Origin of the sequence: Aeromonas sp. TW 6, assembly GCF_013168745.1 — a bacterium.
GTDB lineage: Bacteria > Pseudomonadota > Gammaproteobacteria > Enterobacterales > Aeromonadaceae > Aeromonas > Aeromonas caviae.
Map to the genome: position 1 here is coordinate 83,793 of NZ_JABERS010000014.1, position 10,071 is coordinate 93,863.

Genomic DNA, 10,071 nt, shown 5'->3' on the forward strand with positions numbered 1-10,071 from the left:
CGTCTCGCCCGGATCAAGGCTGACGCGGCAGCTCCCTGTAGCCCATCTCGTACAGGGTGAAGGCATAGATGTCCGCACTCTGCTCGATAAGCTTGGCCACCGGCGTGCCCGCCCCGTGCCCGGCATTGGTCTCGATGCGGATGAGCTGGGGATGGGGGCCGGCATTGTCGGCCTGCAGGGTGGCGGCAAACTTGAAGGAGTGGGCTGGCACCACCCGATCGTCGTGATCCGCCGTGGTCACCAGGGTCGAAGGGTAGCTGACCCCGGCCCGGACGTTGTGCAGCGGCGAGTAGCCCTTCAGGTAGTCGAACATCGCCTCGCTGTCGGCGCTGGTACCATAGTCATAGGCCCAGCCCGCCCCGGCGGTGAAGGTGTGGTAGCGCAGCATGTCGAGCACCCCCACCGCCGGCAGGGCGACCCGCATCAGATCAGGCCGCTGGGTCATCACGGCCCCCACCAGCAGACCGCCGTTGGAGCCACCTCGGATCGCCAGCCGATCGGTGCGGGTGTAGCCCTCGGCCTTGAGGTACTCGGCCGCCGCGATGAAATCGTCGAACACGTTCTGCTTGTTCTGCTGGGTACCCGCCAGGTGCCAGGCCTGGCCGTACTCGCCGCCCCCGCGCAGGTTGGCCACCGCATAGACGCCCCCCAGATCCAGCCAGTTGGCCACCGACACGCTGAAGCTCGGGGTCAGGCTCACGTCGAAACCGCCGTAGCCGTAGAGGATGGTCGGGTTGCTGCCATCAAGCTTGAGGCCCTTGCGGTAGCTGATGATGAGCGGCACCCGGGTGCCGTCCTTGCTCTGGTAGAAGCGCTGCTCGGAGACGTAATCCTCCGGTTTGAACGGCGCCGCCGAGGCGCGATAGAGGCTGATGGCGCCGCTCTTGGGCTCGAACCGGTAGAGCGTGGGCGGCTGGGCATAGTGCTCGAAGCCGAAGTAGAGGGCGGGGTCGTCGTGCTTGCCGTTGAAGCCGCTGACGCTGCCAAGGCCGGGCAGCGCCACCTCGCGCACCCGCTTGCCTTCGTAGTCGAACTGTTCGACCCGGGCGGTGGCATCCACCATGTACTCGGCGAACAGATAGCCGCTGCCGCTGTGTACCGTCAGCACCTGCTGACGCTCGGGAATGAGATCCCGCCAGTGGGCCGGGCCCGGGTTGGCGGCATCCACCGTCACCAGCCGGCCGTTGGGGGCGTCCCGGTTGGTCAGCAGGTAAAGGGTGCCGCCCTGGTTGTCCACCAGGCTCACGTCCGCATCCAGATCCCCCTGTACCGTCAGCAGCGGCGCGTTCTCCTGGCTCAGATCCTTCACATAGAGACGGTTGCCCGAGGTGGAGTTCGCCGCCGAGATAAGCAGGAAGCGGTCATCTTCGGTGACGGTCGCCCCTACGTAGCGGTGGTGCTGGGCCGGGATGGCGCCAAACACCAGCCGGTCATCCTCCTGCGCCGTGCCGAGTCGGTGGAAATAGACCTTGTGCTGATCGGTCCTGGCCGACAGCTCGCTGCCATCCGGCTTGTCGTAGCTCGAGTAGAAGAAGCCCTCGTTGCCGAGCCAGCTGATGCCGCTGAACTTCACGTCCTTGAGGGGCGCCTCCAGCGGCAGTCTGCTCTCCACGTCCATCAGGTGGATCTCGCGCCAGTCGCTGCCCGCCAGCGACAAGGAGTAGGCCAGGATGCGGCCATCGCGGGAGAAGCTCAGCTGATCCAGCGCCGTGGTGCCGTCGGGGCTGAGGGTATTGGGATCGAGGAACACCTCCGCCGGCTTGCCCTCCTGCTGGCGCCACAGCACGTTCTGGTTCTGCAGGCCGTCGTTCTTGAAGAAGTAGTGGTAGCGCCCCTCGCGAAACGGCGCCCCCTCCTTGGCGTAGTTCCAGGAGGCGGCCAGCTTCTCCTTGATGGCGGCGCGATACGGGATCTGCGCCAGGTAACCCTGAGTCACCCGGTTCTGGGCCTTGACCCAGGCCTCCGTCTCGGGGCTGCGGTCATCCTCCAGCCAGCGATAGGGGTCGGCCACGGCCTGGCCGAAATAGTGATCCACCTGCTCACCCTGGCGGGTGACGGGGTAGTGAAGGCGCGTATTCCCTGACATGGCATCCTCTCTGGTTGGCTGGCCGCTGCACGCACAGAGCAGTGACAGGGCCAGCAGGCTGACAATGGCTCGCATCGAGGCGGCTCCCTGCGGTTTGAGTGAGCGGGCAGGTTAACAAAGCGCGCCGGATGGCCCAACCCCCCGACCGGTGGCAGAGGGTGGCCCGCCGACACGGGGGAGCCATATGAACTTTTTCGCTTAAGTTTGCCGCTTTATTTTGTTTGTTATCCGGCCCTTGGGTCACAGGATGGAATAAGACACCAGCCAACGTGAGCCATTCAGGATAAAGCATGCCGTACAGCTACCTATCACATCTGCGTTGCAGCAAGACCGGCGAGATAGTGGATGCCGATCAGCCCCAGCAGTTGAGCCCGGTCGGTGCCCCCTTGCTGGCCAGTTACGACCTCGAGGCCCTGAAACAGGCCTGGCACCCGGCCGCGCTGCTGGGCCGCCCCGCCAGCCTGTGGCGCTACCACGAGCTGCTGCCGGTGCGCGACCCCGCCCAGGTGATCACCCTGGGGGAAGGCTTCACCCCTCTGCTGCCCCTGCCCGCTTTCGGCAAACAGATCGGCATTCCGGATCTCTGGATGAAGGATGAGAGCATCATCCCCACCGGTTCTTTCAAGGCCCGCGGCGCCGCGGTCGGCGTCTCCCGCGCCCGGGAGCTCGGCATCACCCACTTCGCCATGCCCACCAACGGCAACGCCGGTGCGGCCTGGGCGCTTTACGGCGCCCGCGCCGGCTTGCGCAGCACCATAGTCATGCCCCAGGCGGCACCCGCCATCACAAGACTGGAGACCTCGCTGGCCGGTGCCCGCCTCTATCTGGTGGATGGCCTCATCAGCGACGCCGGTCGCCAGGTGGCCGAGGCGGTGGCCGAGCAGGGGCTGTTCGATGCCTCCACCCTCAAGGAGCCCTATCGCATCGAGGGCAAGAAGACCATGGGGCTGGAGATCGCCGAGCAGCTCGGCTGGACCCTGCCGGACGTCATCCTCTACCCCACCGGCGGCGGGGTTGGTCTCATCGGCATCTACAAGGCGCTGCGGGAGTTGCAGGAGCTGGGCTGGGTCAAGGGGCCGCTGCCGCGACTGGTGGCGGTGCAGGCGAGCGGCTGCGCCCCCATCGTCCAGGCCTGGCAGCAGGGGGAGCGCGAGTCGCGCTTCTGGCCCGACTCCCAGACCCTGGCCTTTGGCATCAACGTACCCAAGGCGCTGGGGGATTTTCTGGTGCTGGACGCCCTCTATCGCACCGAGGGATGCGCCGTCGCGGTAGACGATGGCGCCATCCAGCGCGAGATCCGCCAGCTCGCCGCGCGCGAAGGCAGCTTCGTCTGCCCGGAAGGGGCGGCCGCCTTCGCCGCTGCCCGCCAGCTGCGGGAAGCGGGCTGGATACAGGGGGGCGAGCGGGTGGTGGTGCTCAACACCGGCGCCGGCATCAAGTACCCTGACGCCATCACGGTCGTGCCCCAGCGGCTGCGCCGCGACGGGAGGATCCCGGCATGAGCTTCGACTGGTCCTTTGTTCTCACTACCCTGCCGGCGTTCGGCCAATCGGTCTGGGTCACCCTGCAGCTCGGCGCCATCGTGATCCTCACCTCGCTCGCCGTGGCGATGCTCAATGTGACGCTGCTGAGCCTGCACAAGCCCTGGCTGAACCGGGTGATCCGCGCCTATGTGGAGCTGGCCCGCAACACGCCGCTCTTGATCCAGCTGTTCTTTCTCTACTTCGGGCTGCCGGCGCTCGGCATCTCGCTCTCCGGCTTTGCCACGGCGGTGATCGCCATGACCTTCCTCGGCGGCGGTTACCTGACCGAGGCGCTGCGGGCAGGCGTTCAGGCAATCCCCCCCAGCCAGCTGGAAGCAGGCCGGGCCATCGGCCTCTCCCGCTGGCAGCTGCTACGCCACGTCCAGCTACCCCAGGCCTGGCTCGCCAGCCTGCCGGCGCTGTTTGCCAACTTCATCTTTCTGCTCAAAGAGACCACGGTGGCTTCGGCGGTGGCGGTGCCGGAACTGCTCTACACCACCAAGAACTACATCGCCCTCTACTACAAGACCTACGAGATGCTGGCGGTGCTGACCTTGATGTGCGTGCTGATCTTTCTGCCGCTCTCCCTCGCCCTGCGCGTCGTTGAAAGGAGGCTGCAACATGGTCAGTTCGGTCATTGAACAACTGATGCAGACACCTATTGTCCAGCTGCTGCCGTCACTCGCCACCCATGCAGAGGAAAGGAGGGATCAATATGGTCAGTTCGGTCACTGAATCGCTGATGCAGGCAAGGATCCCGATGTGGGCACTTATCTTCCTGCAGCTGCAGCCACCCTCACTCGCCACCCATACACAAGAAGGGAGGGATCACTATGGCCATTCCAGTCACTGAACAGCTGACGCAGGCGCTGCCGCTGCTGGCGGTGGGTGCGGGTCAGACCCTCGCCATCTCCCTGCTCGCCATCCTGTTCGCCACCCTGGGCGGGGTCGGTTATGGCGTGCTGGCCCAGCAAGGGGGAAGGCTGACTCGGGGAGTGCTGCGGGTCTATCTGGAGCTGTTTCGGGTGGTGCCCGTGCTGGTCTGGCTCTACCTCTTCTTCTTCGGGCTGCCGATCTTCTTTGGCGTAGACATCCCGGCCTTCTGGTGCGCCGTGCTGGTGCTGGCCCTGTGGGGCGCCAGCGAGGTGGGGGAAGTGGTGCGCGGCGGCCTCAACTCCCTCGCCCGCGGCCAGCAGGAGGCCGGGCTGGCGCTCGGGCTCTCCCGCTGGCAGCTCTATCGCCACGTGCTGCTGCCCCAGGCGCTGCAACGGCTGACGCCGCCGACCATCAACATCTACACCCGCATCATCAAGACCAGCTCCCTGGCGGTGCTGATCGGGGTGGTGGAGGTGATCAAGGTAGGCCAGCAGATCATCGAGCGCACCTATGGCTCGCTGCTCATCTACGGTCTGCTGTTCCTGTTCTTTTTTCTGGTCTGCTATCCGCTCTCGCTCGCCTCGCGCCGGCTGGAGCAACAATGGGGTAACGCGGTATGACACCTCTGCTTGAGCTCAATGCTGTCAGCAAACAATTCGGCCAACACCGGGTACTGGACGGGGTCAGCCTCACGGTGAACCCAGGGGAAGTGATCGTCATCCTGGGGCCGAGCGGCTGCGGCAAGAGCACATTGCTACGCACTCTCAACGGGCTCGAACCCATTCAGGGGGGCGACATTCGCTTCGATGGAGAGCGGCTGGATGCCAGCACCGACTGGCGGCGGCTGCGCCAGCGCATCGGCATGGTGTTCCAGAGCTATCACCTGTTTCCCAACCTGACGGTGCTGGAGAACGTGCTGCTCGGCCCTATGCAAGTGCAGAAGCGGGAGCGGGCCGAGGCCCTGCTGCAGGCGGAACAGCTGCTGACCCGCATCGGCCTGTGGGAGCGGCGCCATGACTATCCGCGCCAGCTCTCCGGCGGCCAGCAGCAGCGCATCGCCATCGTGCGGGCCCTGTGCATGAACCCCCAGGTGATGCTGTTTGACGAGGTGACCGCAGCGCTGGATCCCGAGATGGTGCAGGAGGTGCTGGAGGTGATCCGCGATCTCGCCGGCAGTGGCATGACCCTGCTCATCGTCACCCACGAGCTGGCGTTCGCCCAGGCGGTGGCGGATCGCATCGTCTTCATGGACGGCGGCCACATCCTGGAGCAGGCCGCCCCCCATCAATTTTTCGACAATCCCAGGAGCCAGCGTGCCCGCCAGTTCCTCGCCAAGTTTTCTTATACAACTGTCAGCAAACGAAAGGAGTCAGCATGAAGATAATTACCTCGGTCCTGTTTAGCGCCCTCATCGGCCTGGGCCTCGCCAGCGGCGCCGCCCAGGCAGAAGACGGTTCCCTCGCCAAGATCAAGGCGCGGGACAAGCTCATCGTCGGCGTCTTCACCGACAAGCCGCCGTTTGGCTATGTGGACGAGAAGGGCAACTACGTCGGCTTTGACACCGATCTCGGCCGCCGCTTCGCCAAGGATCTGCTGGGGGACGAAAACAAGGTCGAGTTCGTGGCGGTGGAGCCCGCCAGCCGCATCCCCTTCCTGCAGAGCGACAAGGTGGATCTCATCCTCGCCAACATGACGGTGACCCCGGAGCGGCGGCAGGTGGTGGACTTCACCAACCCGAACCTCAAGGTCGCGGTGCAGGTGCTGGTGCCGGAAGGCAGCGACGCCAAGAAGCTCGACGATCTGGCCGGCAAGCGGCTTATCGTCACTACCGGCACCACGGCCGACATCTGGCTGACCCGCAACCACCCGGACTGGAAGGTGCTCAAGTTCGAGAAGAACACCGAATCCCTGCAGGCCCTGGCCCAGGGCCGCGGCGATGCCTATGCCCAGGACAACCTGGTCTTGTTCAGCTGGGCCAAGGAGAACCCGGGCTATCGGGTGCTGCCCGAGAAGCTGGGCTCGGAAGACCCCATCGCGCCGGCGGTGAAGAAGGGCAATATCGAGCTGCGGGACTGGGTCAACGACCGTCTCGCCAAGCTGGGGGAAGAGAAGTACCTGCTCAAACTCTACGACCAGTATGTGCGCGACAAACTGAGCGCCGATACCGATCCCAACGACGTGATAGTGGAAGGAGGCAAGTGGCAGGGTTGAGCCCTGACCCCACAGCAGTGCTGAGTGTGAAGTGTGTGATCTTTGGTTCCGTTGGTCTGCAAACCGCAAGGTTTGACCTTTCCAGGCGCCCCCTCCAGGTGGCGCCTTTTTTTTGTTTGCAAGACCCCGGCAGGCGGGACACCCGCTCTGTGAGCCAGCTCCCCCTGCCCCGGGATGCCCTGTGCCATCCTCACTGAAACGGCAGCGGGAGGAGAAACCCATGTGGATAGAGGCCGAGCCCGTCTACGGCGCCCTGGTGTCCCTGGCCATCGGGCTCATCATCGGGCTGGAGCGGGGCTGGCAGGTGCGCCAGCTCGGAGACAACCAGCGCATCGCCGGGATGCGCACCTATGGCCTCATCGGTCTGCTCGGCGGGGTCTGCGCCCTGCTGCTGCCCACCCTGGGCGCCTGGCTGGCCCTGCTCGGTCTGCTGACCGTGGTGACGGGGTGCGGCCTCTCGGTCTGGCTGGCCCAGCGCTGGCAGGGGGAGTTCGGCCTCACCAGCTCGGTAGCCATGGTGCTCACCTACCTGCTGGGGCTGATGTCGGTGCTGCAGAGCCCGAGCGAGGCGGTGGCCTGCGCCGTGCTGGCGGCCCTCCTGATGGGGCTCAAGGGCAAGATCCAGCAGGGGATGCTGTTCTTGAGCGAAATGGAGTTTCACGCCACCTTGCGTTTTCTGCTTATCTCCCTGGTGCTGCTGCCGGTGCTCCCCGATACCGAGATGGGTCCCCTCAATGCCTTCAATCCCTTCAAGATCTGGCTCATGGTGGTGGTGATCGCCGGCATCTCGTTCTGTGGTCACTTCGCGGTGCGCCTGCTCGGCACCCGCTCCGGGCTGGTGCTCACCAGCATGCTGGCGGGGCTCGCCTCCTCCACCGCCCTCACCCTGCAATTTGCCCGCCTCAACAAGGAGCAGGGAGGGCTGGAGCGGCTGCTGGCCACTGGCATCCTGCTGGCGGGGGCCACCATGTGGCTCAGGCTGCTGGCACTGGTGCTGATCATCCACGGGGAGCTGGCGCTGCGTCTGGCCGCCCCCCTGCTGCTGCTGGCAGCCATCGTCTACGGCTTTGCGTTCTGGTTCTGGCGCCAGCGGGAAGAGATGCCGGACGGCCCGGTACAGCCCGAAACCCGCAACCCGCTGGATCTCGCCACCGCCATCAAGTTCGGTCTGCTGCTCGCCCTCATCGGCTTCATGGCCACCCTGCTGCAAAGCAAGGTGGGCAACTCCGGGGTCTATCTGCTGTCGCTGGTCTCCGGCATCACGGACGTGGACGCCATCACCCTCTCCCTCTCCCAGCTCGCCCAGAGGGAGCTGTCCCTGGAGGTAGCCGCCAGGGGCATACTGCTCGCCGGGCTGGTCAACTCCCTGGTGAAAGGGGTGCTGGCACTGGTGATTGGCGGACGCAGCCTGGGGCGGCGGGTCTTGCTCCCCTACCTCGTCTCCATCCTGCTCATCATGCCCCTTGTCCTGATGACATGATGACGGGGATCACCTGACGGGCCCGGCACTCTGACACCCCCTCCCCTTGTCGCGTATACTGCCCCCTCTTGCAGCAGGAGGAGATGACCATGGCAAGCGACTGGGACAAGGTATTGGCTGGGGGCGCCCTGGACAGCCAGAGCGAGGAGATAGCGAACGACCGCATTCGCGGCCAGGCGCTGCTGAGCCGGCTCAACGCCTCACCGGCGGGGGATCACGTCCTGCGCCAGCAGATCTGCCGCGACCTCTTCGCCCACTGCCCCGACTCCTGCTGGATCAGCACCCCCTTCACCTGCGAATTCGGCCGCAACATCCACATCGGCGAGAAGACCTTCTTCAACTTCAACGTCACCATACTCGACGTGGGCGAGGTGCACATCGGCAACCATGTGCTGCTGGCCCCCAACGTGCAGATCTACACCGCCACCCACACCATGGATCATCTGGAGCGACGCAACTGGACCGCCTACAACAAACCGGTGCGGATCGGCGATGACTGCTGGATTGGCGGCGGAGCCATCATCTGCCCAGGCGTCACCATAGGGCCGCGCTCCATCATAGGGGCTGGCGCCGTGGTCACCCGGGACATCCCGGCGGACTCCCTGGCGGTGGGCAATCCGGCCCGGGTGATCCGCACGCTACACCCGGGCGAGACTCGGGATCAGGCGTGCCTGTCATGATGGCCCTTGCCCTGCTGCCTTTGGGTTGGGCAGGCTGGCTCGGCGCGCACGATGCCAACTGGTGGCCGCTGGCCCTGATCCTGCTGATGAGCCTGCTGACCCTGGTCGTCTACGCCTGGGACAAACGCCAGGCCATTCGTGGCGGCTGGCGCGTGCCCGAGGCCCGCCTGCATCTGCTTGAGCTGTGCGGCGGCTGGCCCGGCGCCCTGGTCGCCCGCCAGTGGCTGCGCCACAAGACCCAGAAAGGGAGCTACCGCCTGCGGTTCTGGGCCATCGTCTGGGGGCAGTTGCTGCTGCTCGGGATCTGGCTCGGCTGGCCGCTCTGGCCGCTCTGGCCGCTCTGAACAACCAGGCGGGCATTGCCGCCCAAGGTCGGGTATGAGACAACGACAGCGCGGGAGACAGATCCTCTCGTTCAAATCTTGAAAGGAGTCATTCATGACCATGTGGACAGGTATCGTCCTGATCGTCTTTATCAGCGTGTCGTTCAGCTATCTCACCAAACGCGCCCGCTACCAGATGGGGGATGCCCGCATTACCGACCGTCTCGGCAAGCAGGACATGATCATCAAGGAGTTGCAGGAGCGCATCGCCAATCTGGAGGCCATCGTCATCGAGGAGGAGAAGCGCCGCCCGTTCAAGGAGCTCTGATCCGGCAAGCCGGGCGGCAAACCGGCCAGCCCCTGGGCTGCAAGGGTTTGCCGCCGCCCCCACTCGCACCCGCCCGTCCTCTGCCTGGCAAAAACGAAATTCACAGCAGGATCAATCCCCTGCCATTTTTCGGTTGAATGTTCGCCAAGCTGGCCCGATCCCTGCTCCGTCATGACATCAGTCGTACGGAGAGTGACATCATGATCGCCATCGGCACCCTGCTTCCCCTCGCCTCCCTTGCCCTCAAGCTCGGCAGCAAGCTGCTGGGCGACAGCACGCCGCCCGCCCAGACCGAGCCTGTCGTGCAGGAAGAGCGGCTCGCCCCCACGGTGCAGAGCCTGTTCCAGCGGCTCGGCATCAAGGATGCCGACAGCGAGCAGAACCGCCCTGCCATCAACCACTTCATGGGGGCGCTGATGCAGACCCTGGGTCAGGAGCCGTCATTCCGCACCTGATTTTGCTATTTTCAGTGCTTGACGGCGATCGGCCGTTCTGATCTATTACTCTCTTTTGCAGGTAGATCATCATGGCCGCACCCGCTATCTCGATCCGTAACCTCGATCA

General features: G+C 65.0%; 10 protein-coding genes and 1 pseudogene. 10 read left to right on the forward strand and 1 reads right to left on the reverse strand.

What is annotated here, in order from left to right:
* Positions 1-13 precede the first annotated feature (13 nt).
* Positions 14-2,161, reverse strand: coding sequence for a prolyl oligopeptidase family protein (locus HKD46_RS09270; protein ID WP_171865332.1), 2,148 nt, complete (start codon positions 2,159-2,161; stop codon positions 14-16).
* 215 nt (positions 2,162-2,376) lie between these two features.
* Between HKD46_RS09270 and HKD46_RS09275 the strand changes: the two genes are divergently transcribed.
* The 10 genes and pseudogenes from HKD46_RS09275 to HKD46_RS09320 form a co-directional block, all read left to right on the forward strand.
* Positions 2,377-3,588 carry a threonine synthase gene (locus HKD46_RS09275; RefSeq protein ID WP_103243726.1) on the forward strand — a complete coding sequence of 404 codons (1,212 nt, stop codon included), beginning with the start codon at positions 2,377-2,379 and terminating at the stop codon, positions 3,586-3,588.
* Entirely contained in the window at positions 3,585-4,250 is a 666-nt protein-coding gene (locus tag HKD46_RS09280; protein WP_103243727.1) for an amino acid ABC transporter permease, read from the forward strand. The genes HKD46_RS09275 and HKD46_RS09280 overlap by 4 nt, the downstream gene beginning before the upstream one ends.
* 192 nt (positions 4,251-4,442) lie before the next feature.
* Positions 4,443-5,105, forward strand: a complete 663-nt coding sequence (locus tag HKD46_RS09285; RefSeq protein WP_171865333.1) for an amino acid ABC transporter permease — start codon at positions 4,443-4,445, stop codon at positions 5,103-5,105.
* The gene (locus tag HKD46_RS09290; RefSeq protein ID WP_171865334.1) at positions 5,102-5,863 is read left to right on the forward strand and encodes an amino acid ABC transporter ATP-binding protein; all 762 of its coding nucleotides are present in this window, start codon (positions 5,102-5,104) and stop codon (positions 5,861-5,863) included. Before HKD46_RS09285 ends, HKD46_RS09290 begins: the two co-directional genes overlap by 4 nt.
* Entirely contained in the window at positions 5,860-6,696 is an 837-nt protein-coding gene (locus HKD46_RS09295; RefSeq protein ID WP_039040560.1) for a transporter substrate-binding domain-containing protein, read from the forward strand. The genes HKD46_RS09290 and HKD46_RS09295 overlap by 4 nt, the downstream gene beginning before the upstream one ends.
* Positions 6,697-6,916: 220 nt before the next feature.
* Positions 6,917-8,176 (forward strand): MgtC/SapB family protein, encoded by a 1,260-nt coding sequence (locus tag HKD46_RS09300; protein WP_171865335.1) that lies wholly within the window; start codon positions 6,917-6,919, stop codon positions 8,174-8,176.
* Positions 8,177-8,265: 89 nt separating this feature from the next.
* Positions 8,266-8,856: a sugar O-acetyltransferase gene (locus tag HKD46_RS09305; RefSeq protein ID WP_161470292.1), complete on the forward strand. Its 591-nt coding sequence runs from the start codon at positions 8,266-8,268 to the stop codon at positions 8,854-8,856.
* The gene (locus tag HKD46_RS09310; RefSeq protein WP_171865336.1) at positions 8,853-9,200 is read left to right on the forward strand and encodes a DUF1294 domain-containing protein; all 348 of its coding nucleotides are present in this window, start codon (positions 8,853-8,855) and stop codon (positions 9,198-9,200) included. The genes HKD46_RS09305 and HKD46_RS09310 overlap by 4 nt, the downstream gene beginning before the upstream one ends.
* Before the next feature lie 94 nt (positions 9,201-9,294).
* Positions 9,295-9,507 carry a hypothetical protein gene (locus HKD46_RS09315; RefSeq protein WP_041211694.1) on the forward strand — a complete coding sequence of 71 codons (213 nt, stop codon included), beginning with the start codon at positions 9,295-9,297 and terminating at the stop codon, positions 9,505-9,507.
* Positions 9,508-9,707: 200 nt separating this feature from the next.
* Positions 9,708-9,950 (forward strand): annotated as a pseudogene (locus HKD46_RS09320) (hypothetical protein); the annotation flags it as partial.
* Positions 9,951-10,071 lie beyond the last annotated feature (121 nt).

Bases quoted from the DNA above. Each gene is read 5' to 3' on its own strand.
- HKD46_RS09310 (WP_171865336.1), top strand. From the start codon at position 8,853: ATGATGGCCCTTGCCCTGCTGCCTTTGGGTTGGGCAGGCTGGCTCGGC.
- HKD46_RS09290 (WP_171865334.1), top strand. From the start codon at position 5,102: ATGACACCTCTGCTTGAGCTCAATGCTGTCAGCAAACAATTCGGCCAA.
- HKD46_RS09305 (WP_161470292.1), top strand. From the start codon at position 8,266: ATGGCAAGCGACTGGGACAAGGTATTGGCTGGGGGCGCCCTGGACAGC.
- HKD46_RS09280 (WP_103243727.1), top strand. From the start codon at position 3,585: ATGAGCTTCGACTGGTCCTTTGTTCTCACTACCCTGCCGGCGTTCGGC.
- HKD46_RS09270 (WP_171865332.1), bottom strand. From the start codon at position 2,161: ATGCGAGCCATTGTCAGCCTGCTGGCCCTGTCACTGCTCTGTGCGTGC.
- HKD46_RS09285 (WP_171865333.1), top strand. From the start codon at position 4,443: ATGGCCATTCCAGTCACTGAACAGCTGACGCAGGCGCTGCCGCTGCTG.
- HKD46_RS09300 (WP_171865335.1), top strand. From the start codon at position 6,917: ATGTGGATAGAGGCCGAGCCCGTCTACGGCGCCCTGGTGTCCCTGGCC.
- HKD46_RS09315 (WP_041211694.1), top strand. From the start codon at position 9,295: ATGACCATGTGGACAGGTATCGTCCTGATCGTCTTTATCAGCGTGTCG.
- HKD46_RS09295 (WP_039040560.1), top strand. From the start codon at position 5,860: ATGAAGATAATTACCTCGGTCCTGTTTAGCGCCCTCATCGGCCTGGGC.
- HKD46_RS09275 (WP_103243726.1), top strand. From the start codon at position 2,377: ATGCCGTACAGCTACCTATCACATCTGCGTTGCAGCAAGACCGGCGAG.